Origin of the sequence: Pseudarthrobacter humi (assembly GCF_024294965.1) — a bacterium.
Classification (GTDB): Bacteria; Actinomycetota; Actinomycetes; order Actinomycetales; family Micrococcaceae; genus Arthrobacter; species Arthrobacter humi.
Window position 1 is genome coordinate 153,543 of sequence record NZ_JANCLV010000006.1, and the last position, 25,116, is coordinate 178,658.

The 25,116-nt window shown below is 66.9% G+C and carries 22 protein-coding genes, 6 tRNA genes and 1 pseudogene; 10 read left to right on the forward strand and 19 right to left on the reverse strand.

Translation table 11 applies throughout. The features are described 5' to 3' along the window. Positions 1 to 7: 7 nt before the first annotated feature. A pseudogene (locus NFC73_RS10965) lies at positions 8 to 1,452 on the reverse strand (mycothione reductase). Positions 1,453 to 1,663: 211 nt separating this feature from the next. Between NFC73_RS10965 and NFC73_RS10970 the strand changes: the two are divergent. From NFC73_RS10970 to NFC73_RS10980, 3 genes are read left to right on the forward strand one after another with little or no spacing between them, the layout of a single operon-like run. Continuing rightward, a complete protein-coding gene (locus NFC73_RS10970; protein ID WP_254750115.1) occupies positions 1,664 to 2,512 on the forward strand; it encodes an ECF transporter S component in 849 nt (282 codons plus the stop codon). 10 nt (positions 2,513 to 2,522) lie between these two features. Then, positions 2,523 to 3,269: an energy-coupling factor transporter transmembrane component T gene (locus NFC73_RS10975; RefSeq protein ID WP_254750117.1), complete on the forward strand. Its 747-nt coding sequence runs from the start codon at positions 2,523 to 2,525 to the stop codon at positions 3,267 to 3,269. Continuing rightward, positions 3,270 to 4,799, forward strand: coding sequence for an ABC transporter ATP-binding protein (locus NFC73_RS10980; protein ID WP_254750119.1), 1,530 nt, complete (start codon positions 3,270 to 3,272; stop codon positions 4,797 to 4,799). On the opposite strand, the gene NFC73_RS10985 is transcribed toward NFC73_RS10980, so the two are convergent. The 9 genes from NFC73_RS10985 to NFC73_RS11025 form a co-directional block, all read right to left on the reverse strand. After that, positions 4,785 to 7,001: a 3-hydroxyacyl-CoA dehydrogenase NAD-binding domain-containing protein gene (locus tag NFC73_RS10985; protein WP_254750121.1), complete on the reverse strand. Its 2,217-nt coding sequence runs from the start codon at positions 6,999 to 7,001 to the stop codon at positions 4,785 to 4,787. The two genes, NFC73_RS10980 and NFC73_RS10985, sit on opposite strands and share 15 nt — an antisense overlap. Beyond that, a complete protein-coding gene (locus tag NFC73_RS10990; protein ID WP_254750123.1) occupies positions 6,998 to 8,302 on the reverse strand; it encodes a thiolase family protein in 1,305 nt (434 codons plus the stop codon). The genes NFC73_RS10985 and NFC73_RS10990 overlap by 4 nt, the downstream gene beginning before the upstream one ends. A 118-nt stretch (positions 8,303 to 8,420) precedes the next feature. Then, a complete protein-coding gene (locus NFC73_RS10995) occupies positions 8,421 to 9,749 on the reverse strand; it encodes an HRDC domain-containing protein (protein WP_252600196.1) in 1,329 nt (442 codons plus the stop codon). A gap of 31 nt (positions 9,750 to 9,780) precedes the next feature. Then, entirely contained in the window at positions 9,781 to 10,431 is a 651-nt protein-coding gene (locus NFC73_RS11000; protein WP_058929308.1) for a DUF3000 domain-containing protein, read from the reverse strand. Between the two features lie 61 nt (positions 10,432 to 10,492). Next, positions 10,493 to 11,605 (reverse strand): threonine aldolase family protein, encoded by a 1,113-nt coding sequence (locus NFC73_RS11005; protein ID WP_254750289.1) that lies wholly within the window; start codon positions 11,603 to 11,605, stop codon positions 10,493 to 10,495. 59 nt (positions 11,606 to 11,664) lie between these two features. Continuing rightward, positions 11,665 to 12,441: an SDR family oxidoreductase gene (locus tag NFC73_RS11010; RefSeq protein WP_254750125.1), complete on the reverse strand. Its 777-nt coding sequence runs from the start codon at positions 12,439 to 12,441 to the stop codon at positions 11,665 to 11,667. Beyond that, positions 12,438 to 13,805, reverse strand: coding sequence for a DUF6421 family protein (locus NFC73_RS11015; RefSeq protein WP_254750127.1), 1,368 nt, complete (start codon positions 13,803 to 13,805; stop codon positions 12,438 to 12,440). Before NFC73_RS11015 ends, NFC73_RS11010 begins: the two co-directional genes overlap by 4 nt. Before the next feature lie 153 nt (positions 13,806 to 13,958). Further along, positions 13,959 to 14,468: a peptide-methionine (R)-S-oxide reductase MsrB gene (msrB, locus tag NFC73_RS11020; protein WP_254750129.1), complete on the reverse strand. Its 510-nt coding sequence runs from the start codon at positions 14,466 to 14,468 to the stop codon at positions 13,959 to 13,961. Between the two features lie 14 nt (positions 14,469 to 14,482). Beyond that, positions 14,483 to 14,974, reverse strand: coding sequence for a hypothetical protein (locus tag NFC73_RS11025; protein WP_254750131.1), 492 nt, complete (start codon positions 14,972 to 14,974; stop codon positions 14,483 to 14,485). A 219-nt stretch (positions 14,975 to 15,193) separates the two neighbouring features. Here NFC73_RS11025 and NFC73_RS11030 point away from each other — a divergent pair, with 219 nt between their 5' ends. Beyond that, entirely contained in the window at positions 15,194 to 16,396 is a 1,203-nt protein-coding gene (locus NFC73_RS11030; protein WP_141142031.1) for an alpha/beta hydrolase family protein, read from the forward strand. On the opposite strand, the gene ybaK is transcribed toward NFC73_RS11030, so the two are convergent. From ybaK to NFC73_RS11045, 3 genes are read right to left on the reverse strand one after another with little or no spacing between them, the layout of a single operon-like run. Further along, entirely contained in the window at positions 16,393 to 16,890 is a 498-nt protein-coding gene (gene ybaK / locus NFC73_RS11035) for a Cys-tRNA(Pro) deacylase (protein ID WP_254750133.1), read from the reverse strand. The genes NFC73_RS11030 and ybaK overlap by 4 nt on opposite strands. Positions 16,891 to 16,922: 32 nt before the next feature. After that, positions 16,923 to 17,384 (reverse strand): SufE family protein, encoded by a 462-nt coding sequence (locus NFC73_RS11040; RefSeq protein ID WP_254750135.1) that lies wholly within the window; start codon positions 17,382 to 17,384, stop codon positions 16,923 to 16,925. A gap of 10 nt (positions 17,385 to 17,394) precedes the next feature. Further along, positions 17,395 to 18,306, reverse strand: coding sequence for a sulfurtransferase (locus tag NFC73_RS11045; protein WP_254750137.1), 912 nt, complete (start codon positions 18,304 to 18,306; stop codon positions 17,395 to 17,397). A 214-nt stretch (positions 18,307 to 18,520) separates the two neighbouring features. Between NFC73_RS11045 and zapE the strand changes: the two genes are divergently transcribed. Further along, a complete protein-coding gene (gene zapE / locus NFC73_RS11050) occupies positions 18,521 to 19,558 on the forward strand; it encodes a cell division protein ZapE (RefSeq protein WP_254750139.1) in 1,038 nt (345 codons plus the stop codon). 113 nt (positions 19,559 to 19,671) lie between these two features. On the opposite strand, the gene NFC73_RS11055 is transcribed toward zapE, so the two are convergent. From NFC73_RS11055 to NFC73_RS11080, 6 genes are all read right to left on the reverse strand, one after another. Further along, positions 19,672 to 19,929: an antitoxin gene (locus tag NFC73_RS11055; RefSeq protein WP_248761516.1), complete on the reverse strand. Its 258-nt coding sequence runs from the start codon at positions 19,927 to 19,929 to the stop codon at positions 19,672 to 19,674. A 156-nt stretch (positions 19,930 to 20,085) separates the two neighbouring features. Next, positions 20,086 to 20,157, reverse strand: a tRNA-Val gene (locus tag NFC73_RS11060). A 44-nt stretch (positions 20,158 to 20,201) separates the two neighbouring features. After that, positions 20,202 to 20,274, reverse strand: a tRNA-Gly gene (locus tag NFC73_RS11065). 57 nt (positions 20,275 to 20,331) lie between these two features. Then, a tRNA-Val gene (locus NFC73_RS11070) sits at positions 20,332 to 20,406 on the reverse strand. A gap of 39 nt (positions 20,407 to 20,445) precedes the next feature. Next, a tRNA-Cys gene (locus NFC73_RS11075) sits at positions 20,446 to 20,516 on the reverse strand. Positions 20,517 to 20,563: 47 nt separating this feature from the next. Further along, positions 20,564 to 20,636: transfer RNA gene (locus tag NFC73_RS11080), tRNA-Gly, on the reverse strand. Positions 20,637 to 20,864: 228 nt separating this feature from the next. On the opposite strand from NFC73_RS11080, the gene NFC73_RS11085 reads away from it, so the two are divergent. The 5 genes from NFC73_RS11085 (at position 20,865) to NFC73_RS11105 (ending at position 25,109) form a co-directional block, all read left to right on the forward strand. Continuing rightward, positions 20,865 to 20,936, forward strand: a tRNA-Val gene (locus NFC73_RS11085). Positions 20,937 to 21,028: 92 nt separating this feature from the next. Continuing rightward, positions 21,029 to 21,889, forward strand: coding sequence for a cytochrome (locus tag NFC73_RS11090; protein WP_254750141.1), 861 nt, complete (start codon positions 21,029 to 21,031; stop codon positions 21,887 to 21,889). Between the two features lie 105 nt (positions 21,890 to 21,994). Continuing rightward, the gene (def, locus tag NFC73_RS11095; RefSeq protein ID WP_254750143.1) at positions 21,995 to 22,603 is read left to right on the forward strand and encodes a peptide deformylase; all 609 of its coding nucleotides are present in this window, start codon (positions 21,995 to 21,997) and stop codon (positions 22,601 to 22,603) included. After that, positions 22,600 to 23,520: a methionyl-tRNA formyltransferase gene (gene fmt / locus NFC73_RS11100; RefSeq protein ID WP_254750145.1), complete on the forward strand. Its 921-nt coding sequence runs from the start codon at positions 22,600 to 22,602 to the stop codon at positions 23,518 to 23,520. Before def ends, fmt begins: the two co-directional genes overlap by 4 nt. Continuing rightward, positions 23,517 to 25,109: an RsmB/NOP family class I SAM-dependent RNA methyltransferase gene (locus NFC73_RS11105; protein ID WP_254750147.1), complete on the forward strand. Its 1,593-nt coding sequence runs from the start codon at positions 23,517 to 23,519 to the stop codon at positions 25,107 to 25,109. The genes fmt and NFC73_RS11105 overlap by 4 nt, the downstream gene beginning before the upstream one ends. Positions 25,110 to 25,116: the final 7 nt, after the last annotated feature.

Sequence of the window (25,116 nt, forward strand, 5' to 3'; positions counted from 1 at the left end):
GTTCGCCCTACAGCGGCGCGTTGTCAGGCAAATCCACGTCCAGCGCGAGCAGGGCGTTCTCCACCACTTCCATGAGGGCCGGATGGATCCAGTACGGTCCCCTCGCGAGCTGGTGGACCGCTACGTCGGTGGCCATCGCCTGGATCAGCGGCTGGATCAGGAGCGAGGCCTCGTGGCCCATGATGTGCGCACCGAGCAGGCGGCCGGTGGACCGCTCGGCCACAAGCTTGACCACCCCTTCCTCGTCCTCCATGGCCCAGCCGTAGGCAGTGGAGCCGTAGTCCTGGACGGCGGTCACAACGTCTGTCCCGGCTGTTGCCTGGGACCGGGCTTCATCCTCGGTCAGGCCCACGGAGGCCACCTGCGGATTGCTGAATACCGCAAACGGCACCGCGGTGTAATCGATGGTCCGGAGCCGGTCCGGGTGTTCCAGGTTGTGCGCCACCACCCGGGCCTCCCTGTTGGCGACGTGCTTGAGTTGGTAGCTGTTGGCGATGTCACCCAGGGCATAGACACCGTCAACGGGTGTGCCGCCGGCGAGGGCCCGGAGGTTCGCGTCCACGGACAGGGTATCGTCCTCATTCAGGTCAAAGCCGACGGCGTCCAGGCCCAGCCGGTCGGTGTTCGGCACGCGCCCGGTGGCCATCAGGACGATGTCAGCCGGGACCCGCAGAGGTTTGCCACCGTGGCCGGCGAACACCACGGTGACGCTGCCGTCGCCGTTGTCCTCCACCGCCTCGAGCGAGTAGCCAAGCCGGAGCTTCCAGCGGTTGGCCGCAGCTGCGGCGAAGCGCCCGGCGATTTCGGCGTCGTTGCCGCGAAGCAGCCGCTGCGAACGGTTCACCTGGGTCACGGCGGCCCCGAAACCGTGGAACACGGCAGCGAACTCGGCGGCGATGTACCCGCCGCCCACCACCACTACCCGCTCGGGCGGACCGTCGATCCGCATCACGGTGTCCGAGGTGTGCACCTGCGGCAGGCCGATCCCCGGCACGTCGGGGAGCACTGCCCGGGAACCCGCGGCCACCACCACGCCGTCCGCGGTGAGCTCCGCCCCGGAATCAGTGGTAAGCGCCCGGAATCAGTGGTAAGCGTCCGCGGACCGGTGAACCGGGCGTGCTCCTGGACCAGGTCCACATTCTCCAATTCCTCCGCGCGGTACCGGCGGCCGGACTCGGAAATCGCATCAATCCGGCCAAAGATCCGGTCCCGCAGCTCATTCCACCGCACCTTGTCCAGGCTCAGGTCCACACCCAGGCGGGCGGCATCCCCGGGCACGGCCGCCAAGGTAGCCGGATACACAAACATCTTCGTGGGGATGCAGCCGACGTTCAGGCATGTGCCGCCGAACACACCGCCGTCAATCAGGGCTACTTTCCTGCCGTCCCAGAACGGGGTGATCAGCGAGTTGCCGGATCCGGATCCGATGATGGCCAGGTCGTAATGGGGCATTTGTGCCTTTCGGAAGGTCCAGGCGGGCGGGCGTCGGTGTGCGAACCCATTTCACATCGTACGGCCGGGCTGCTGCCCGCGGACGGACGGTAGACTGGTCCGCGAACCGGGCCGGCACAGACGCCCCCGGCAGCCGCCGAGGTGACATAGGCGGCGTTCCTCACCGCCCGGGCCATCCGGGCGCCACAGCCTGCATCCCAGAAGGAACGCCATGTCATCGCCCTCCCTCACCTTGCCGTCACCGGCCGCTGCCCGGAACCGCCGCCTGCTGGAAGCCCTCGGAGCGTTGGCCATCGCCGGCACGTACATCTACCTGGTGCTGAACCAGCCCGCGGACATCACCGGCGGCCCCGGCAGCGCGTCGGCCCTGATCGCCCTGTCCGGCTTCCTCGTGGGGGCTGTACTGCTGATCATCGGCGTACTGCCCACACTGCCCGTGTCCACCCTGGTGCTGATTCCGGTGGCACTGGTCCTGAACATTGTCCTGGGCCAGTTCGTGGGCAGCACCTTGGTGCCCTTCTACCTCGACGCCATCGGCACCGTCCTGATCGCCGTCCTGGCCGGACCCGCCGCCGGAGCGGCCACGGGCGCCCTCAGCAGCATTGTCTGGTCCTTCTTCAACCCCACCGTCCTGCCGTTCGCCGCCGGTGCCGCCCTGATCGGCTTCCTGGCCGGCGTCGCCGCACGCCACGGCCTGTTCCGGCGCTTCTACCTGGCACCGGTGGCAGGGTTCCTGGCCGGCATCATCGGCGGTGTGGTCTCCGCTCCGGTTGCCGCGTTCGTCTTCGGCGGCACCTCCGGCCTGGCCACCGGCGCCATCGTCAGCGCCTTCCGCTCCATGGGTGACACCCTCCTGGCGGCCATCACCAAGCAGGCGCTGATCTCGGACCCCATGGACAAGGCCATCGTCTTCACCTTCGTGGCCGTCCTGGTGTATGCCCTGCCGCGGCGCACCCGCCTGCAGTTCCCGTTTGTCCGGCGGTACCGCGTGCTTGCCGGAACAGCCGTCAGCCAGCCCGCCGGCGAATCCACCGGCGAATCCGCCGGCCGGGACGCCTGACCCACCCCTGATGCGCCTACACCCCCTGACGTCGCTGGCGGCTGCCGGCAGCGCTGCAGTTATTACGACGGCGGCTGCCAGCTGGCCGCTGTCCGTCACCGTGATCGCCGCGGCCGCGGGCTTGTCGGTAGCCGGGGGAGTGGCCCGCCGGATGCTGCCGGCGGTGGCGGTCATCCTGGTTCCGGTGGTTCTGTCACTGCTGGCCCTGCACGGACTGTTTTTTCCGGAGGGCACCACGGTCCTGGCGCAGTGGGGCCCTGCGCGGGTCACCGTGGAAGGGCTCCATTTTGCCCTCGAACGGGCTGCGCAGCTTTCCGCGGCGGTGCTGGTGCTGCTGCTATGTTCCTTCACCATAAGCATCCCGGACCTGGTGGCTGCCCTGTCCTCCCGCGGCGTCCACGCGCGGTTCGCGTTTGTGCTCGCCTCCACCCTGACACTGCTGCCGGCCATCAGTTCACGGGTGGGGCGGATCAGGCAGGCCCAGGAAGCGCGTGGCCTGGTGATCAGGCCTGGAATTATCGGGCGCGCAGGCGCGTTCCGATGGCAGGCGGTTCCCCTGGTGCTGTCCCTCGTGGAGGAAGCCGGCACCCGCGCGGCAGCCTTACAGGCCCGCGGGTTCGGTAGCACCGGGCATCGCACCAGTTACCGGGCGGTCCAGGATTCTCCGGTCCAGCGGTGGGTTCGCCTCGTGCTGGTGGTGGCGGCGGTGGCGGCCATCGCCGCGCGCCTCTGGCAGCCGACGGCGGGTGCTTCCTAAGTGGCGCAAAGCTCACGTCCGGCCCTGGCCGCGGGTATCGAAGAATTTTTCTTCTCCGGCGAGCAGGAACCGGTTCTGGCGGGGCTCGACGTGGCCTTCGCCGCGGGATCGCTGACAGCCGTGCTTGGCGGATCCGGCAGCGGCAAGTCAACCCTGGGACGCCTGCTCGCCGGCTGGTTGCTGCCCGGCGACGGCGGGACGCTCACGGGTTTTCTCGAGCTTGCCGGCACGTGCCTCCGGTTCACCGGAACGGCTGCCGATCCGCGGATCGATCCCGGGAGCTGGGGCCGCCACGTGGGCTTTGTGCCGCAGGATCCAGCGGCCGCCCTGTCCACCATCCGTGCCACGGTGGCCGAGGAGCTGGCCTTCGGGCTGGAAAACGCCGGGATTGACCGGGAGTCGATGTCCGGCGCCGTGCGGCACACCGCAGCACTGACCGGCCTGACCCGGCTGCTGGACCGGGATCCCGCCACGCTTTCAGGCGGCCAGCTGCGCCGCCTGGCTATCGGCTGCGCGGTCATTTCCCGCCCCGCGGTTCTCATCATGGACGAACCCTTCGCCTCCCTCGACATGGACGGAGCCGAAGACCTCGCTGCCCTGGTGCGGAACCTCGTCCAGGACGGCACCGCCGTCGTGATCCTGAGCCAGCGGGCCGACGCCTTCCTGCACAACGCCGATACGTGGCTGGTCCTTGCCGGCGGTACCGTGGCCGCGGCTGGCTCGCCGGCAGAAATCCTGGCTGCCGGCGCGCTGGAAATCGCGGGCGTGGTTAGCCCCCGCCCGCACACAGGGCTCCGCCGGCCGGCAGAAGCCGAGTATCTATCCGTCCTCGACGGTCCGCCGGCTTTGGAGCTGCGTGACGTGTCGTTCACCTACCGGGGGACGCCGCGCAGAGGCTGGTTCCGGGCACAACCGGGCCCGCCTGCTGACCCGGTCCTGCACGGACTGAGCCTTGCCGTCAGCGCGGGCGAGATCCTGGCTGTGGCAGGTCCCAACGGCGCCGGAAAGTCCACGCTCCTAAGGCACCTCAACGGCTTGCTCCAGCCCACCGCAGGCAGCGTGCTGATCAGGGGACGGCACATCGGTGGACAGCCTGCGGGACGCGTGGCCGCCGACGTCGGGCTCCTCTTCCAGCAGCCCAGGGACCAGCTGTTTGAGCGGACCGTGGAACGGGAAGTCCGCTTCGGACTCGAGCATGGGCAACCGGCGGCTGACCAGGCGGTGCAGCAGGCCCTCGCCGCCGTTGGCCTGGAGCACCTTGCCGGGCGGCACCCGGCCGAACTGCCAGCGTCCCAGCAGCGGCTTCTGGCACTGGCCACAGTGCTTGCCCGGCGTCCCGCGGTCCTTGCACTGGACGAACCGACCGTTTCCCTGGACGGCCATGGGCTGGCCGCGCTGGACCGGGTAGTGCGCAGCACGACGGCGGAGGGCACCGCCGTCGTGCTGGTCACCCACGACCTGGACTACGCCCGGTCCATCGCGCACCGGCTGGTGCGCATCGAGGCCGGCCGCCTGCTACCCGCGGACTGACTCCGGGGTGGCTGCATCCGGGCTGACTGATTCGGAGGACTGAGCGATCAGGCCCGACGCGACGCCGGGCGCCAGGAAGCGCCTGCCGTTGACCCGTTCGGAGGCGCCAACACGGTCCAGGTACGGCGTGATGCCGCCCAGGAACATCGGCCAGCCAGCGCCCAGGATCATGCAGAGGTCGATGTCTTCAGGACCGGCCACTACGCCCTCATCCAGCATCAGCCCAATCTCCTCGGCGAGGGCATCCTGGACACGGCGCAGCACGTCGTCCCCGGTGGACGGCGACGTGCCGAAGGACATCAGCGACAGGGTGGACTCCGGGATCTCCTGGGAGCCGTCGGCTGCCGGGGCCCAGAGCGATTTCACGCCGTTCTCGATCAGTTTCTGCAGGTTCGTGGACACGGCGAAGCGGTCTCCGAAAGCGGCGTGCAGGGACTCCTGGACATGCTGGGCCACCGGCAGGCCCACCATGGCACCCAGCGTGAACGGCGTCATCGGCAGGCCCATGGGACGTAACGAAGTGTCGGCAACCTCGGCAGGGGTGCCTTCGTCGAACGCGGCCGTCACTTCGCCCATCAGCCGCAGCAGGATCCTGTTGACCACAAAGGCCGGCGCATCCTTGACCAGCACCGCGGTCTTCTTCAGGCCCTTGGCCAGCTCAAAAGCGGTGGCCAGCACGGCGTCGTCGGTCTTGGGTGCCCGCACGATTTCGAGCAGCGGCATCACGGCCACCGGGTTGAAGAAGTGGAAGCCAACCAGCCGTTCCGGGTGCGTGAGGTCTTGGGCCATGGCCGTGACGGACAGCGAGGACGTGTTGGTGGCGAGGATGCAGTCCGGCGAGACGATTGCCTCCACCTCGGCGAAGACCTGCTTCTTGACGTTCAGCTCTTCAAAGACAGCCTCGATGACAAAGTCGGCGTCCGCGAAGGCTTCCTTGGAGACAGATCCGGTGACCAGCGCCGTGGTGCGGTTGGCGGCGTCCTGGCTGATCCGTTTCTTCCCGAGGAGCTTGTCCACCTCGGCATGGACGTAGCCCACACCCTTGTCCACGCGGGCCTGGTCGATGTCGGTCATCACCACGGGGACCTTGAGCTGGCGGGCGAACAAAAGGGCCAGCTGGCTGGCCATGAGGCCAGCACCCACGACGCCGATCTTGGTGACCGGACGGGCGAGCCTACGGTCCGGTGCGCCGGCTGGCCGCTTGGAACGCTTCTGGACCAAATCCAGGAACGCGTAGACCGTGGCGCGGAACTCGTCGGTCTGCATCAGACCGGCGAGGGTTTCGCACTCGAGGGCGGCCGATTCGGCCTGGGACATGGTCCGGTTGGCGTCGAGGATGTCCAGGACCTTGGCCGGGGCAGGCGAGGCATTGGAGGTCTTGGACTCCACGAACGACCGGCCGGCGGCAACGGCTGCAGACCAGCGCCCGGCAACGGCGGGATCAGCGGGGTCCACGGAGTTGGCCCGGGTAGGGACCACCTCGCCGGTGATCACCGTGGCCGCCCAGGCGAGGGACTGCTCCAGGAAATCCGCCGGTTCGAACAGGGCGTCGGCGATACCGAGCTGGAAGGCCTGCGGCCCGTTGAGCGTCCGGTTGTTGCTGAGCGGGTTCTCGATCATCACCTTGACCGCGTTCTCGGGTCCGATCAGGCGCGGCAGGATGTAGACGCCTCCCCAACCGGGGACCAGGCCGATGAAAGCCTCGGGAAGCGCCAATGCACCGGCGCCGGTGGACACCGTGCGGTACGTGGACTGCAGGGCGATCTCCAGGCCGCCGCCCAGGGCAACGCCGTTGATGAACGCGAAGCTGGGGACGCCGAGGTTGGACAGCGTGGCATAAACGTCATGCCCGAGCTGCGCCATCCACAGGCCATGATCGCGGTTCTCCAGCGACTTCACCGCGGACAGGTCGGCGCCGGCCACGAGGAAGTACGGCTTGCCGGTCACGCCCACACCGACGATCTCGCGGCGTGCCGCACGTTCCTTCAGTCCCTCCAGGACCGTGCCCAGTTCCACAAGGGTATTGGGTCCCAGCGTGGTGGGCTTGGAGTGGTCCAAGCCGTTGTCCAGGGTGATCAGTGCAAAAACGCCGGGGCTCTGCTGGCCGGGGGCGGCAGGCAGTTTGATGTCCTGGACGTATGAGTGGGTTACGGTTTCGTCGGGGAAGAGCCCGGCAAGCTTGGAGAAATCGGCGGCGCTCATGCGGCGGCTCCTTCGGTGGTGGCTGCTGTGTCTGCTGCGTGGCCGTCAGCTGCGACGGCGCCGCTATATTTCGAGTGGTGCGGGTTTTCCCAGATGACGGTGGCGCCCATGCCCAAGCCTATGCACATGGTGGTGATCCCGTACCGGACCGAGGGATCTTCTTCGAACTGCCGGGCGAGCTGGTTCATCAGCCTTACTCCGGAGGACGCGAGGGGGTGGCCCACCGCGATGGCGCCGCCGTACCGGTTTACCCGGGGGTCGTCGTCGGAAATTCCAAAGTGGTCCAGGAAGCTGAGGACCTGCACGGCAAATGCTTCGTTGATCTCGAAAAGCCCGATGTCCTCAATGCTGAGGCCGGCGTTCTTCAGGGCCTTTTCGGTGGCGGGCACCGGTCCGATGCCCATGACTTCCGGTTCGACGCCGGCGTAGGCGTAGCTGACCAGGCGCATCTTGACCGGCAGGCCCAGTTCCGCGGCGGCTTCGGAGGAGGCCAGGACGGCGGCGGTGGCGCCGTCGTTCAGACCGGCGGCGTTGCCTGCCGTCACGCGGCCGTGGGCGCGGAAGGGGGTCCGCAGGGCTGCCAGGTCCTCCAGCGTGGTGCCCGGGCGGGGCGGCTCATCAACACTGTTCACCGTCCAGCCCTCACCCGGCTTGAGGGTAGCGACCGGAACGAGGTCCGGCTGGATCTGGCCCTTGGCGTAGGCGGCCTCGAGTTTGTCCTGCGAGGCAACCGCGTAGGCGTCGGTGCGTGCCTTGGTGATGGCGGGAAAACGGTCATGCAGGTTTTCCGCTGTGTTGCCCATGTTCAGGGCGGCGGGATCCACCAGCCGCTCGGACATAAAGCGCGGGTTCGGGTCGGCGCCGGAGCCCATCGGGTGGTTGCCCATGTGCTCGACGCCACCGGCGATGACGACGTCGTAGGCACCGAAACCGATGCCGCTCGCCGTTGTGGTGACTGCGGTCATGGCGCCGGCGCACATGCGGTCGATGGCGAAGCCGGGGACGGTGCGGGGGAGCCCTGCCAGGAGGGCGGCTGTACGGCCGAGGGTCAGGCCCTGGTCGCCGGTCTGGGTGGTGGCTGCGACAGCGACTTCGTCGATCCGGGCCGCTGGCAGGGTGGGGTTGCGGCGCAGAAGTTCGCGGATGCACTTCACCATCAGGTCATCGGCGCGGGTTCCGGCGTAGATGCCTTTCTCGCCGGCCCGGCCGAAGGGTGTGCGGACGCCGTCAACAAAAACGACGTCGCGGACAGTTCGCGGGGATTCGCTGCTGTGTTCTCCGCTGTGGCGGGCTTGGCTCACGTTTACTCCTCATCGAGACGTTGGCGCCGTCCGGAGGCCAAAGGGCAGCGCTCTGGGACGGCAGTGCACACTATGTTACTCGTCAGTAACATAGTGTGCAAGGCTCGGTGAGGGGCGTTTATTCGGTGGCTGCGGTTGCCTTGGTTTCCTTGGCCGGCAGCGGTTGCGGGTTGAGGAACGCGTCCGTGAGAAGCGGTGCCACCACGCCGATCTGCCATTCGCGGGCACCGAGGGCACGCAGCTCGGCGGCCACTGTTTCTTCGGTGATGCCCGACGGCGGACGCCAGGCCACACGGCGCAGATAGTCCGGCGTCAGCAGGTTCTCGACGGGAAGGTTCAGTTCCTCCGCCTTCTCCTGCAGGAGCGGACGGGCGGTGGACAGGCGTGCGGCGGCCTCGGGGTCCCGATCGGACCACACCCGCGGCGGGGGCGGCGCGTTGGTGGGCAGGTGCAGCGGCGGAAGGTCCTCAAGATCGCGGGCAGCGGCGATGCACCGGAGCCAGCGGGGTGCCTCACGCTGTGCGGCACGGCCGTGGAAGCCCTTGGTGCCGAGCAGTTGGGGAACGGTGGACGGCATGGCCTTGGCGGCGGACACCAGGGCGGAATCAGGGATCAGCCGTCCCGGCGCCACATCGCGCTTCTGCGCCAGGGAATCGCGCTCCAGCCACATTTCGCGGACAGCGGCCAGCTGGCGCCGGTCGCGGATCTGGTGCAGGCCCGACGTCTTACGCCAGGGGTCAACCCGGGGAGGGGCGACGCCGGCGGCAAGGATCGCGGCAAATTCCTGCTCGGCGTATTCCAGCTTCCCGTCGGCCTGCAGCAGTTCGATGAGTTCTTCGCGCAGCTCGGTCAGGACTTCCACGTCCAGGGCGGCGTAGCGCAGCCATGGCTCGGGCAGTGGCCGGGTGGACCAGTCGGCGGCCGAATGTTCCTTCGCCAGGCCAAACCCGAGCAGCTGTTCGATGACGGCGGCCAGGCCAACGCGTGGCAGGCCGGCCAGCCGTGCGGCGAGCTCCGTATCAAAGAGCCTGTCCGGCCACATGCCCAGCTCCAGCAGGCAGGGCAGGTCCTGGCTGGCTGCATGCAGGATCCATTCCACGCCCTGGAGCGCATCGTTGATGATGGACAGGTTCTCGAACGGTTCAGGGTCGATCAGCCAGGTACCGGAGCCTTCGCGCCGGATCTGCACCAGGAACGCGCGCTGGCCGTACCGGAATCCTGAGGCCCGTTCTGCATCAACCCCTGCGGGCCCTGTTCCGGCGGCGATGGCTGCCGCGCACCGCTCCAGCCCGGACTGCGTTTCGATAACCAGCGGCACGCCGTCGCGCGGTGCATCGAGGTCAATGACGACGGGGACCTGGCTGTCGAAGCCTTCCACCGTGATGTGGGGAGTGGTATCAGCAGCCGGAGCGCCGGCCGTGGTGTTTTCCGGAATATGAGGGGTCATGATGCCTTCAGTTTACCGACAAGGGGCAGTCCTAGTTCCGGCGCCGGCGCGGAAGGGCCGTGACGCCGTCGGGCAGAGGGGGGAGGCCGGCGAACGTGCAGACCATGTCTGACCACGCCTCCAGGTGGGCAGTGACGTCCGAGGACTCCGGTGTCCAGGAGGCGCGCAGCTCGATGTCGATCGATCCGGGCCGGTCGGAAAGTGTTCCAAAGCTCTCCGACAGGACGCGCGTGGCGGTCCCGCCGGCCGCCCGGTAGGGGGCCTTGTGGTTCTCCAGCGCCTCGACCAGCCAGGTCCAGGCGACGGTGCCCAGCATTTCGTCGTTGCCCATCTCAGGCTCAAGCTGGGCCCGGATGTAGGTGACAATCCGGAATTCGCCGTCCCAGACTGCAGAGCCTTCTGGGTCGTGCAGCAGGATGAAGCGGCCCGTGGCCAACTCGGTGTCGTCGTCATCCTCGGTGCCGGAGGCCGCCGCCAGAGCCATGGCGGCGGGCCCGTGGACCGGTGTGGTGCCGCTGCCCGGTCCGGGCGCCATGACCTCGGCCCCGAGGGCCACGGCGAACGGTGCCAGGCGCGCCGGGGCGGGAATCTCCGCCAGGCGCAGTTCACTACGGCATTGGGCCTTCCGGAGGGTTCCCAAGGCGTGGAGAAAATCCGGGGGAACCTGGGCTAGTGCGTTCACCTTCGCAGATTACGCAACAGCAGGGGGCGGGCAGTGCAGGCTCGCCGTCGGCCGGTCCATGCTATCCGGCTTCCGTGCCCGCGTGGGCCGCAAGTTCCCGTCGGATCGCGGCCACAAAGGCGTCGACGTCGTCCTCGCTGGTGTCGAAGGAGCACATCCAGCGGACCTCGCGGGCGGCTTCATCCCAGTCGTAGAACCGGAAGGACTCCCGCAGGCGGTCAGCTATGCCGGCCGGCAGGACGGCAAACACGCCGTTGGACTCCGTCTTCTGTGTGGGCTCGACGCCCTCGATCGTGTCCACTGCGGCGCGGAGGCGGGCGGCCATGGCGTTGGCGTGCGACGCCGAACGGAGCCACAGGTCGCCTTCCAGCAGGGCGATGAACTGGGCGGACAGGAAGCGCATCTTCGAGGCCAGCTGCATGTTCATCTTGCGCAGGAACTTCAGCCCGTGGGCGGCTTCGGGGTTCAGGGCCACCACCACTTCGCCGTACAGCAGCCCGTTCTTGGTGCCGCCGAAGGAGAGGATGTCCACGCCGGCGTCGCGCGTGAAAGCCCGCAGCGGCACGTCCAGGTGCGCGGCGGCGTTGGCCAGCCGCGCGCCGTCCATGTGGAGTTTCATGCCCTTGGTGTGGGCATGGTCGGCGATGGCCCGGACCTCCTCCGGGGTGTAGCAGGTGCCCAGCTCGGTGGTCTGCGTGATGGACACTGCCAGCGGCTGTGCCCGGTGTTCATCGCCCCAGCCCCACGCCTCGCGGTCAATCAGCTCCGGCGTCAGCTTGCCGTCCGGGGTGGGGACATGCAGGAGCTTGATACCGCCGATCCGTTCCGGAGCGCCGTTTTCGTCCATGTTGATGTGCGCCGTCGAAGCGCACACCACAGCACCCCAGCGCGGGAGCAGCGACTGCAGGGACAGCACGTTGGCCCCCGTTCCGTTGAACACCGGGAAACATTCGATGCCCGCGCCGAAGTGATCCTCCATCAGCCCCTGCAGCCGTGCCGTGTAGTCGTCCTCGCCGTAGGACACCTGGTGCCCTTCGTTGGCCGCCGCGAGGGCGGCCAGGACCTCGGGGTGCACACCGGAGTAGTTGTCCGAGGCGAAACCGCGGATGGACGCGTCATGCAGCCGGGCGGACGGATTTTCGAGCCGGGGGGCAGCATCTGCCGTAGTTGTCATTGCTTTGCTCACGTTCTCAGTCTAGGGAGGTCGGGTCCGGCCGGTCAGGGTCCAGGAAGTCAGGGGATTTTGGGGTCAGGGGCCAGGGGCAGGCGCCGGCCGTTCAGTTCGGCTGCCGGGCGGCTGAACAGTCCGACGACGGCGGCGGCCAGGTCCTCGACGTCGGTGGCGCCGGCAAAGGTCCGTTCCGGGTGCGCCTTCCGGAGTTCCGCGTCCACCAGCGATTTCACCACCAGGACGACGGCGGCGCCGCGCAGGTCGGTGCCCTCATCCGCGGCCTCGCGGGCCAGGCCCTCCGCCATGGCCAGTGTCCAGGTCTCGGCGGCGGCCTTCGCCGCCACATAGCTGGCCGTCGCCGCCGTGGGCTTGTCCACCGCGGTGGAGGACACCATGGCAAATCTTCCGGTTCGGGCGGCGGCCAGATCGGCGTAAAAGACCCGGGAGACGTTCCGGAGCGTGCTGATGGCGCCGCGCTCCAGGAAGTCCCAGTCGGCGTCGCTCTGGTCCGTGATGCCCTTGGCAGCGCGCCAGCCGCCCACGAGGTGGATGACCCCGTCCACGGTCCCGGCGGTATCCGTCAGGGTCTTCCGGAGGGCCTGGACGTCGGCGAGATCCGCAAGGTCGCACACCAGGGGAGTGACGCCGTCGCCCGCCTGCCTCGCAGCAGCGTGGATGCGCGTCCTGTCCGAGCCGACCGTAAAAACCCGGAAACCCGCCTGGTACAACGCCCTGGCCACCGCGATCCCGGACGGACTGCTGCCGCCGGTGACCAGGACGTTCAGCCCGGGGGCATTATCCGGAACACGTACAACGTGCGGGGCACCGGGTTCGCTCACAGCGCGGACGCTCCGGTGATGCCGGCGGTGGATTCGATGACCGGACGCATTTTCTTCTCCAAGGCTTCGTAGAACATGGACAGCGGAAATTCGTCGTCCAGCACCTGGTCGGTGAGGCCGCGGGGCGGACCGGCGACGGGAAGCGCGTCGGGGCCCTTTGCCCAGGCTGATGCGGGGTTGGGCGTGAGTGTGGCGGAGATCAGCTGGTACGCGGCAAGCCAATGGGCCATTTTCGGCCGGTCAATGGAGCGCCAGTAGAGCTCGTCGATCGAGGCGCCGAGGGCGATCACCGCGTCCGCCACCTGGTCCCAGTCGATGCTGAGCCGGCTGTCGGTCCAGTGCAGGACGTGGTGCTGGTGCAGCCAGGCGAAGAGCAGCTGTCCGCCGAGCCCGTCGTAGTTGCGCACACGGTTGCCGGTGATCGCGAAGCGGAAGATCCGGTCGAAGATGATGGCGTACTGCACCAGTTTCGCGTGCCGGCGGGCTTCCTGCCCGGCGTCTTCGTCCTGTTCGATCCGGACGGATTCGCGGAAGGCTGTGAGGTCGCAGCGCAGTTCTTCCAGCGAATACAGGAAGTAGGGCATCCGCTGCTTGATCATGAACGGGTCAAAGGGCAGGTCGCCGCGCATGTGGGTCCGGTCATGGATCAGGTCCCACATCACAAATGTGGCCTCGGCCAGTTCCTGGTCGGCCAGGAGTTCCGCGGCGCCCGCGGGCAGGTCCAGGGAGGTGATGTCTGCGGCCGCGCGCAGGACCCGGCGGAACCGGGCAGCTTCACGGTCAGCAAAAATCGCGCCCCACGTGAAGGTGGGTGTCGCCCGGACAGCCACGGTTTCGGGGAACAGCACGGCCGAGTTGGTGTTGTAGCCGCGGGTGAAGTCCAGGAACCGGATGGGCACAAAGAGCTTGTTGGAATAGTCCCCGGCCTCAAGGCCGGCCACAAAATCGGGCCAGATGACCTCGATCAGCACGGCCTCCACCAGCCGGCTGCTGCTTCCGTTCTGGGTGTACATGGGGAAGATGACAACATGCTGCAGGCCGTCCTGGCGCTGCAGCTGGGGCTGGAACGCCAGCAGCGATGCCAGGAAGTCCGGGACGGCGAATCCAGCCGTGGCCCAGGCCTGGAAATCAGCGACGACGGCGTCAAGGTAGGCCGCGTCGTGCGGGAACAGCGGTGCCAGTTCGGCAAGCGACTCCGTGATGGCGGCAACCTGCAGGGTGGCCTCGGCGTGTTGGCCGGCATCAGGCACGGACCCGTCCTGGACCTGCAGTGCCTGCAGGGATTCGGCGGCGTTCCTGAGGCGGAGCCATGCGGGATTTTCGGCGGTGATCCTCGGAGGGGTCACGGTCACGGTGACGGTCATGGTGCGACTGCCTTTCTCATTGCTTGGGCATCTACGGCGAGCGTAGCAAGCAACCAGAGTCTCTAACGCAAATCGAGCCTGAGCATAAGATACTCTCGGGCTCGAGGCGCCTCGTGGCTCCGCCAGATGTAGGCGGAGCCACGGCTGGCGGACTCAGGACTTCGAGGATTCTTCGTTCGCAGCGCTGCGCGGCACCAGTTTCAGGGACACCGAGTTGATGCAGAAGCGCTGGTCCGTGGGCGTGCCGTAGCCCTCGCCCTCAAATACGTGGCCCAGGTGTGAATCACAGTGCGCGCACCGTACCTCCACGCGCTTCATGCCGAGCGTCCGGTCGTGGATGTATCGGACGGTGCCTTCGGCGAGCGGTGCCCAGAAGGACGGCCAGCCACAATGTGAGTCGAATTTTTCGTTGCTCCGGAAGAGCTCGGTGCCACAGGCGCGGCATTGGTAGACACCCTCCGTGTGGGTGTCCACGTACTCGCCGGTGAAGGGGCGCTCCGTACCCGCCTGCCGCAGCACGCGGTATTCCTCCGGGGTGAGTTCCTGCCGCCACTCGGCGTCGGATTTCCGGTAGGCGGGTTCCGCAGCGACGGCGTCGGCGGCCGGGCCGGGTACGGAATCCGTGGCCTTGTTCTCGAAGATGCTCTTACCAAAGATGCTCATAGTCAGCTCAACGCTCAGGAGTCGCCGATAAATCCCGAACCGGCATACAGGTGGAGTACGGGGAGCCCCAACTGGTCCTGGGCCTTGTTGGCCCAGTCCGTGTGGAACGTATCCGCAACTGCGTGCGGACGGGTGATCACCACTGCCTGGGCTGCGCCGAGTTCCTTGACCTTGGCAACGAGGCCTTTGACGGCCCCGCCGTCCACTACCTCGCCCGTTACCCCTGCGCCCAGCCCCTCCAGGGCGGCAAGCGAGACGGCCAGCGTCTCTGCGGCCTCGGCCCGTTCAACGGTGGGGTCCGGGGCGTGGGCGGTCAGTTCGCGGAACGCCTTAGCAACGTCCAGCAGGGAGAGATTCTCAAGGAAATCTACCAGCAGATGCCGTTCAGTGTTCCCTGGAACCAGTAGGACAAGGGGAGTGTCCTGCCCGTCCACCAGGCGTTCTATGTTGACGCGGTCGTCCGCGCCCAGGGGTTCTTCGGTCAGGATGACGATTGGATCGTTCATGGCATCAGCCTAGTCGTGCGCGCCGGCGCCTGCATCCATTTGGGCCGCACGGTGCGCGCGGTGTCATGCGTGCGGCGTCCCCGGTGCCGGCAGATTTCCGATGCCACGTGCCGGACGGAATATGGTCAACCCGTCTCCGGCAGTAAGAATGGTTCCATGGCACCTTCCACGCGCACCTCCACGTTGACGGCGGCAGTTCCGACCCAGGCCGACGGCCGTATGTCGCTGCGGGCCAAATGGGCGCTCGGCGGCGTCATTGGCGGCGGGGCCCTTGCCGGCCTGCTGGCCACCGGCTCCTCCGCGCTGGCGCTTTATTTTGCCCGGCGTGTGATCACTCCCGTCCGGCAGCGGACGGCGGACCAGGAAGTCCTCGCGGTGATCCGGGAAGGGGGCGGCCGCCAGGTCATCCTGACAGCCACTCCGGAGACCACTGTGGAGGGCGTCTATGGGTTGTTTTTCGACGGCGGGAAGGGGCACGCCCGGATCGGGCGGATCGTGTCCTATTCGCCGGCGGACGGCACGGTCCTGCGCGAAGTGGAAGCCGTCTATGCCGGCGATCTCGATACGGCCCGCCGCGGATGGTGGAGCGGTGCGCTTTACCCGGATCCCGCCACGGCCGGCTTTGCGGCCGAGGACGTGCTGATTGAGGTCGACGGCGGCACGGCACCGGCATGGCTGGTCCGGGCCGGCGGGACGTCCCGGACCTGGGCAATCATGGTTCACGGCCGTGGGGCAACCCGCCAGGAGGCCCTCCGGGCGGTAGGCCCCGCCCTCGAACTGGGGCTCACCAGCCTGCTGGTCTCGTACCGCAATGACGGGTTGGCGCCATCGGCCGAGGACGGCCGGTACGGCCTGGGATCCACGGAATGGCGTGACATAGAGGCCGCCATCGAGTTTGCCCTGGCCAATGGCGCCGAGGAAATTGTCCTCTTCGGCTGGTCAATGGGCGGTGCCATCTGCCTGCAGACGGCTGATCTCTCGCCGCACCGTCACCTGATCCGGGCCATGGTCCTGGACGCGCCCGTCATCAACTGGGTCAATGTGCTGGCCCACCATGCGCAGATCAACCGCATTCCGTCCCTCGTTGGCCGCTACGGGCAACTGATGCTGGGCCACCCCGTGGGCCGCAGGCTCACCGGACTGGCCGCACCCGTGGACCTCAAGGCCATGGACTGGGTGGCGCGCGCCGTGGAGGTTCGGACGCCCACCCTGATCATCCACAGCGTTGATGACGAGTACGTTCCCTATGAACCATCCGCGCTTTTGGCCGAGCGGAATCCGGACATGGTCACGTTCGAAACGTTCAACCACGCCAGGCACACGAAGGAATGGAATGTCGATCCCGAGCGCTGGGAGAACCTGATCAAGGCGTGGCTCCGGCCCCAGTTGGCCCCGCGGCTCAACCCCGGGCAAAACCGCTAGGGCGTGCGGGTGCCGATGGCGGCTGTCACCGCGGACGTCAGCCGGATAAGGTCCGACGGTGCAAGCTCAACGTCCAGGCCGCGTTTGCCACCGGAAACCAGCATCTTTTCGAGGGCAAGGGCGCTGCTGTCCACCACCGTGGGTGATGACTGGCGCTGGCCCAGCGGCGAGATCCCGCCCAGGACATAGCCCGTGCGGCGTTCAGCAGCCGCGGGGTCTGCCATCGAAGCCTTCTTGGCGCCGAGGGCGGCCGCGAATGCCTTCAGGTCAAGGTTTCCGCTGACCGGAACAACCCCCACGGCCAGCCGGCCTTCGACTTCCACCATGAGCGTCTTGAAGACCGTCTCCGGAGCGATGCCCAGGGCTTCGGCGGCTTCCGTGCCGTAGCTGGCCGCGGAAGGATCGTGGGCATACGGATGCAGCACAAAAGGAACACCGGCTGCAGCCAGGGCGGCTGTGGCCGGCGTTCCTTTTGAAGAACTTTTGCGTCCCAAAGCGTTCAGATTCCGATCAAGGGATCAGTGGATCAGGACGCGTTCCGGGACGCTGCGGCGACCTTGCGCTTGATCCGTCCCAGCATGGCGGTCATGCCGCGCATCCGCAGTGGCGTAATGGCCCGCGTCAGCCCCAGCAGCTCCGGCATGTCGTCCGGCACCGCCAGGATTTCGGCCGCGCTGAGTCCGTCGAGCCCCTCGTGGAGCACACCGGCGAAACCCCGCGTGGTGGGGGCTTCCGGTGGCGCCTTGAAGTAAAGCCGAACGGCGTCGGCCGGGCCGGCGTCGTTCTTCTCCGTCTCGATGGCCAGGAACAGCGGCGACTGGCATTCCACCACCTGCTCCAGGAGCTCGGGGTGGTCCTTCAGCCGGTCAGGCAACTCCGGCAGTTCGCGCGAGAACTCAAGCAGCAGCTGAAGCCGATCTGGTTCGGTCAGGGCCTGGAAGTCATCCACGATTTCCGCCAAGGCGGCGGGCAGGTCATGTGTAGTCATCTGTTCCAGTTTACGCCGGGACCGTGCCGCGTTCCGTGCCCTTGGCGATGGGAACCCGGACGGCGTTGCCCCACTCGGTCCAGGAGCCGTCGTAGTTCCGGACAGTGTCAAAGCCCAGCAGGTACTTGAGCGCGAACCAGGTGTGGCTGGAACGCTCGCCGATGCGGCAGTAGGCCACCACGTCATCGCCTGCGGTCAGCCCGGCCTCGCCCAGATAGAGGGCCTCGAGCTCTTCCCGGCTGCGGTACGTTCCGTCCGGCGCAGCGGCGCGCGCCCAGGGGATGGATGCTGCCGTGGGAATGTGGCCGCCGCGGAGCGCCCCTTCTTCCGGGTAAGCCGGCATGTGGGTCCGTTGGCCGGTGTATTCCTCGGGGGAGCGGACGTCGATGAGCGGCTTGCCGAAGTGTGCCAGCACATCTTCCTTGAACGCGCGGATGGGGGCGTCGTTGCGCTCCACCACCGGGTAGTCTCCGGGCGCCGGGGAGGTCCGCTCCGTGGTCAGGTCGCGGCCTTCGGCGATCCACTTGTCCCTGCCGCCGTCGAGCAGCCGGACATCCTCGTGGCCGAACAGGGTAAAGACCCAGAGCGCGTAGGCGGCCCACCAGTTGGACTTGTCCCCGTAGATGACCACCGTGGAATCGCGGGAGATGCCCTTGGCAGCGGCCAGGGCGGAGAACGCCTCACCGTTCACGTAATCGCGGGTCACATCATCGTTAAGGTCCGTGTGCCAGTCAATTTTGACTGATCCGGGGATATGGCCGGTCTCGTAAAGGAGGACGTCCTCGTCGGACTCGACCACCACCAGCTTTCCGTCCGCAAGGGCGCCGCTTTGGAGGGCGGCTGCGAGCCATTCGGTGGACACCAGGCGCTCCGGACTGGCGTAGGCGGCGAACTTCTCGTTCTGTTCAACTGCGTAGGACATGGTGATGGCCTTTCACTGAGACACACGGCGGATGCTGTAGAAGGAAAACCTGCCTCCCACACTAGCCACGGCCGACCGCCCTGTCCGCCTCTTTGTTAACAGTGGGAAATATGGCCTTCGTCACGCCCTGGCCCTGGCCGGCGCCATCGCGGGGGAGGCCAGGGCCATTGCCGGTATTCTTTCTGGGGACAACCCACCAGCAGAACGGACCACCTTGGTACAGATCGAACAGCTTGCCGCCCGCACTCCGGCGGTTTCGGTGGATGAGCTCCTCAAGGGTTTCTATCCGTCCCCACGGTTCGGCCAGGTCTCCTTTGCCAGCTATCGGCCGGACCCGAACCAGCCGTCCCAGGCGGCGGCGGTCAAGGCGCTGGAAGCGTTCGCCGGGGGAGTTGGAGCCGGCGACGGTGACGGCCTGTTCAAGAAGTTCTTCACCAAAAAAGTCGCTACAAGGGCGGGGATGTACCTCGACGGAGGATTCGGCGTCGGCAAAACCCACCTGCTGGCCTCGCTGTGGCATGCCGCCCCGGGCCCCAAGGCCTTCGGCACGTTTGTGGAATACACCAACCTCGTGGGGGCGCTTTCGTTCCGCAAAACTGTTGAGGCGCTGAGCCACTACAAGCTGGTGTGCATCGATGAGTTCGAGCTGGATGATCCGGGTGACACCGTGCTGATGTCCCGTTTGATGCGTGAACTGGCCGACGCCGGCGTCAAGCTGGCTGCCACGTCCAACACCCTGCCGGGTTCGCTGGGCGACGGACGCTTTGCCGCCGTCGACTTTGCCCGTGAAATCCAGGTCCTGGCGGACCAGTTCGACGTCATCAGGATCGACGGCGAGGACTTCCGCCACCGTGGGCTGCCCGCCGCCCCGGCACCCCTGAAGAACAGCCAGCTCGCCGCACAGATGAAGGCCGAGTTTGACGGCAAGACCGTGGCAGAGGACGAATTCAGTTCACTGATAGGCCACCTGGCCGGTGTCCACCCGAGCCGCTACCGGCAGCTCATCGACGGCATCGACGGCGTTGTGTGGCGCAACGTGGAGACCATCACCGAACAGGCCGTGGCGCTGCGGTTTGTTGTATTGGCGGACCGGCTGTACGACAAGGATGTGCCCATCCTGGCCAGCGGCGTCCCCTTCGACAAGCTCTTTACGGACGAGATGATGCATGGCGGGTACACCAAGAAGTACTTCCGTGCTGTGTCCCGCCTGACTGCACTCGCCCGCGAGGGCCAGAACCACGAGCCATCCTAGGCGTCGGCCGGGGAAGCCGGACCGTCAGTTAAACGCCAAAGGCGCGGGTGCCGCCTCCCGGCGGGACCCGCGCCCCCTTGACGTGCAAGGGCAGTGCCCTGGCCAAATCCTTGTTACGGAGCCTTGTCAACCGGCGGAACCGGGTTGACTGGCGGAGTCTGCTCGGTGGCAGGCGCTACGCCTGGTGTTCCGTCGTTCTTGTCAACGAGCTTGGAAGCGCCCTCCTGGACTTTGTCCACGTGACCGGCGTACTTGCCGCCAGTCTTTGAGTCGACGAAATCGCCGGCTTTCGTGATGCCGTCCTTGATGGCCTGCTCGTTGCCGCGGATGAGACCCTGAGCCTTGCCCTTAAGATCGTCAATCAGTCCCACGAGCACCTCCCTTCAATCGCGGAGCCAGTTCGCTCCTCCGCAACCGATCCTAGCCCTGTCTGCCGGAGGTGCCAAGGTGCTGTGACAAATTTTGTAAAGTCCGTGCGGCGTATCCGGGCAATAAAAAAAGCAGCTCACGGGGAGCTGCTTTGTGTGTGGGCGATACTGGGATCGAACCAGTGACCTCTTCCGTGTCAGGGAAGCGCGCTACCGCTGCGCCAATCGCCCGGAACCGGAAGGCCGGCCATTTCGGATTTATTACTGGGGTAGAGAGCGGACGACGAGATTCGAACTCGCGACATCCACCTTGGCAAGGTGGTGCTCTACCAGCTGAGCTACGTCCGCGTATGAAGTACACCTGGCCTGCGGCCAGACGTACTGCATGAAGCAAGTTTCCTTGCTTGGTGGGCGATACTGGGATCGAACCAGTGACCTCTTCCGTGTCAGGGAAGCGCGCTACCGCTGCGCCAATCGCCCATTTCGTCCGGCGTGAACCGGAATCCATGGTTTTCACCGAGGTGGGTACGGGATTCGAACCCGTGTGAACGGCTTTGCAGGCCGCTGCCTCGCCTCTCGGCCAACCCACCGTGTAAGCTCCGATTCCGAAAAATCTTAGCCGTGACAGTGTCCTGCGAGCGGACGACGAGATTCGAACTCGCGACATCCACCTTGGCAAGGTGGTGCTCTACCAGCTGAGCTACGTCCGCATTTGGGCCGCTGAATCCGTGCCGTTTCGGGCATTTCCTCGCGTTCCAACGAGTAAGAACTCTATAGGAGGTTCAGGGAAACTCCAAATCGAACGTGCTTCAACGGCGGCAATGCCCCTGGATCCCCGCAATCTAGGGGATTTTTATAATTACAAGTGTGTAATTCGAGCCCGGTCCCGGCTCGATTTCCATAAACCCCGCCCGGTCGGCTAGCATTCAAAGGCATCGGGGCGATTGGCGCAGTGGTAGCGCGCTTCGTTCACACCGAAGAGGTCACTGGTTCGAACCCAGTATCGCCCACCGAGGAATCTGGTCCGTTTCCGCTCAGCCGAGCGGAAACGGACCTTTTTTGTGTCCGCCATTCTGTCAGCCCCTTGTGAAAGAGTCTTTGTATGACTGATCCACTCCTTGCCCACGCCACGGAATACGGCCGCATGTATGCGCGGTCCACCTCCGAACAGTTCTCCGTTCCCTCCATCACCACCGTCATCGGCCAGCAGCCGCACGGTCTGGACGGCTGGTTCGGTTATATGGGCGCCAGCAGCCTGGCGAAGGATCCGCTGCTGGCCGATTCCCTGGGCAGTCCGGCGAAAATCCGGCAGGCCGTCAACCGGGCCTCAAAGGCAGCAGAACTGTACAGGGACGACGCCGCCAAACGCGGCGACCGCGTCCATAATTACTGCGAGCAGGTTGCGCTCCGCGCCCTGGGCCGGCCGCACGCCATGAAGGAAACCCGCGAGGCGTTGGCGGCCAACGGAGAGGAAGGCTTTGCCCTGCGGTTCGATGAGTGGTGGGACCTCTACGGCGTAGAGCCCATCGCACCGGAAATTACCGTCTGGAACAAGTCAGTGGGCTACGCCGGGACGCTGGACCTCGTGGCCAAAATCAACGGCCGGATCTGCGTCATTGATTACAAGACCAAGGGCACCACGCGGGACGGCACCGTCAAGCCGCTGGACGACAAGGTGGTTATGCAACTGGTGGCAGGCATGAAGGCCGAGGAGAGCCTCGTGGACGCCGTGGCAGGGGAATGGGAGCCCTGGAAGTACGGTGAGAACCCGCTGCTGCTGGCTGTGGCCATCGGCGAGACCGAAGTCCGTCCGGTCCGCGCCAACCCCGACGTCCTCAAGCACCACTGGTGGAAGTTCTGCGCCCTGCGCCGGGTCTGGGAACTGTCCGCCGATACTCTCGCCGCCGGATCCGCACTTCTTCCGGTGGCTCCGCCCGCGTCCGCGCACGTCCGCAGCGCCTAGCGGAGCGCGCCTGCCCGGAGCATTTACCGCAGTCCCGGGGCCGGCGCCCCTGCACCTAAACTGGATAGGTTCGCCAATAACGCCCACCGTGAGGAAAGACAGCACATGGCCATTCTGAATATCCGCATCATCGGTGATCCTGTGCTCCGTACAGTGGCCGATCCCGTGACGGAATTCGGTCCTGAGCTCGCCAAGCTGGTTGCGGACATGACGGAAACCATGGAGGACGTCGACGGCGCCGGCCTCGCAGCTCCGCAGATTGGCGTCAGCCAGAGGGTCTTCACCTACCGGATCGACGGAGTGGAGGGCCACATCATCAATCCGGTCCTGGACAACAGCGAGGACTTCCAGGCGGACCAGGTTGAAGGTTGCCTGTCCATTCCTGGCCTGGCGTTCCCGGTCCGCCGCTTCCGCGCCACCCGCGCCACCGGCGTGGACCTTAACGGGAATCCTGTCGCGGTGGAGGGGGAAGGCCTGCTGGCCCGTTGTTTCCAGCATGAGACGGACCACCTGGACGGCATCCTCTACACCGACAGGCTGGAAGGCGAGGACCGGAAAACGGCCCTGCGTTCCATCCGCAATGCCAACTATGACGCCATTACGGAACGCACGACGACGAAGCGTGCCAAGACGGTCGGGTCCAGTTTCGGGGGCGCGAGCTTTGGGGGCACAAGCGCCGGGGGCGGCGGCTTCGGCGGCGGCGCCACCACATGAGGGTACTTTTTGCCGGCACCCCCGCCGTGGCCGTCCCGTCCCTTGATGCACTGATTGCGGCCGGCTTTGAGATCGTTGCGGTCCTGACCCGTCCCGACGCGCCGATAGGGCGCAAACGGGTGCTGACGCCGTCGCCCGTTGCAGCCCGCGCCGCGGAGCTGGGAATCGACCTCATCCACGCCACCCGCGTGGACGAGGCCGTGACGGCGAAAATCGCCGCGGCCAAGCCGGACGTTGCCGCCATCGTGGCCTACGGCGGCCTGATTCCGCGCCCCGCACTTGATGTTCCCCCGCATGGTTGGATCAACCTGCACTTTTCCCTGCTTCCCGCATGGCGTGGCGCTGCCCCCGTGCAGCGGGCCGTGATGGCCGGCGACGACGTCACCGGTGCAGTCACCTTCCTGTTGGAAGAAGGTCTGGACACCGGCCCGGTGTTCGGAACGCTGACCGAGGGCGTTGGCCCGGAGGACACCGCCGGAGCGCTGCTGGAGCGGCTGTCCCACAGCGGGGCCGTGCTCCTCGCCCAGACGCTGTCCGCCGTTGAAGCCGGGAGGGCAGCTGCACAGCCGCAGGCCGGCGACGTTTCACTGGCCCCCAAGCTGACTATCGATGACGGCCGGCTCGACTGGAAGCAGCCCGCCCTGGCGATCGGCAGGCGCGCCCGCGGCGTAACTCCCGAGCCCGGCGCCTGGACCACCCTGGACGGACAGCGCGTCAAACTCGAACCTGTCCGGCTCCGGCCAGGTGACACTGACCTGCAGCCCGGCGCGGTATTCCTCGACGGTAAGAGCGTCCTGGTGGGCACCGGATCCCACGCCGTGGAGCTGACGAGGATCCAGCCTTCGGGCAAAAAGATGATGGCCGCCGCCGATTGGGCGCGTGGCATGGCAACACTGGAAAGCGTGGTCTTCGAATGAGCGAATCCGGCGGTAATGCAGGCGGCACGGGCGGCAGCGGAAGCGGCGCCCGGGGCGGCGGCGGACGCGGCAACAGCGGTCGGGGCAAGGGCGGGCCGCGGGATTCCAGCCAGCGCAACGCCCAAGGCCGCGAACGCAACCGCCCCTCCCAGCGGAGCTTCACCGAAAACGCTCCTGCGCAGCGGACCCGCCGGGCGGACCCCGCGCGGCTTGTGGCTTTTGAAGTCCTGCGCGCGGTAGCCGCCGAGGACGCCTACGCCAACCTGGTGCTCCCGTCCCGCATCCGCCATCACGGCCTGGACAAGCGCGACGCCGGCTTCGCCACCGAGCTCAGCTATGGCGCCCTGCGCGGCCAGGGCACGTACGATGCCATCCTGGCCCGCTGCGTCGACCGGCCGCTGGACCAGCTTGACCCTGCCATTCTCGATGCCCTGCGGATCGGCACCCATCAGCTGCTGGCCATGCGCGTCCCGGCCCACGCGGCCCTGGATCAGACGGTTGGCCTGGCCCGCGCCGTCATCGGTGCTGGCCCCTCCGCCCTGATCAACGCAGTATTGCGGAAAGTCACGGCGCACACCCTGGAGGAGTGGCTCGAGATCCTCGTTGCCGGTGAAAGCGACGAAACCACCATCGCGTCCCTCCGGTACGCCCACCCCGAATGGATTGTTCGGGCCATGCGCCAGTCCCTGGTGGCCCATGGACGGTCAGCCGCCGAAATCAACGACCTTCTGGAAGCCGATAACGAAGCTCCGGTGGTTAACCTGGTGGCCCTGCCCGGCCTGGGCAGCCTGGATGAAGCCCTGGAGGGCGGGGCAACCCCCGGTGAACTCGTTGAAGGCTCGGCGCTCTCCAGTGGCGGAGACCTGGGCCGCCTCGCCTCCATCCGGGAAGGCAGCACCCGCGTCCAGGACGTCGGCTCCCAGCTGGTGGCCCGCGCCATGGCGGCAGTGGACCTCGATCCCGCCGACGGCACTGGTGCAGAACGCCGGACCGAAACCTGGCTGGACCTGTGCGCCGGCCCCGGCGGCAAGGCGGCCCTGCTGGGTGCCCTGGCCAACGCCCAGGGGGCCACGCTGCTCGCCAATGAACCGGCCCCGCACCGTGCCAAACTCGTCAGCCAGGCCCTGTCCGCCGTGCCCCGTGACGTCTGGCGCGTCCGGACCGGCGATGGCCGCGACATCGGCACTGAGCAGCCGGAGTCCTTTGACCGTGTCCTGGTGGACGTCCCCTGCAGCGGGCTGGGTGCCTTGCGCCGCAGGCCGGAGTCCCGCTGGCGCCGCACCCCCAAGGACCTTGCTGACCTGGGGCCGCTGCAGCGTGCCCTGCTGAAATCGGCGCTGGAGGCCGTCCGTCCCGGCGGAGTGGTTGCCTATGTCACCTGTTCACCCCACCCGGCCGAAACCACGGCAGTGGTCAGCGATGCCCTCCGGAAGCGGGATGACCTGGAGCTGCTGGATGCCGGTGCCGTGCTGGACAGCGTGAGCCTGACGGGGAACCTGGGCGCAGGCCACGATTCCACGGCGCAGCTCTGGCCGCACATCCACAGCACCGATGCCATGTTCCTGGCCCTCATCCGGAAGAAAGCCTGACCCGTGA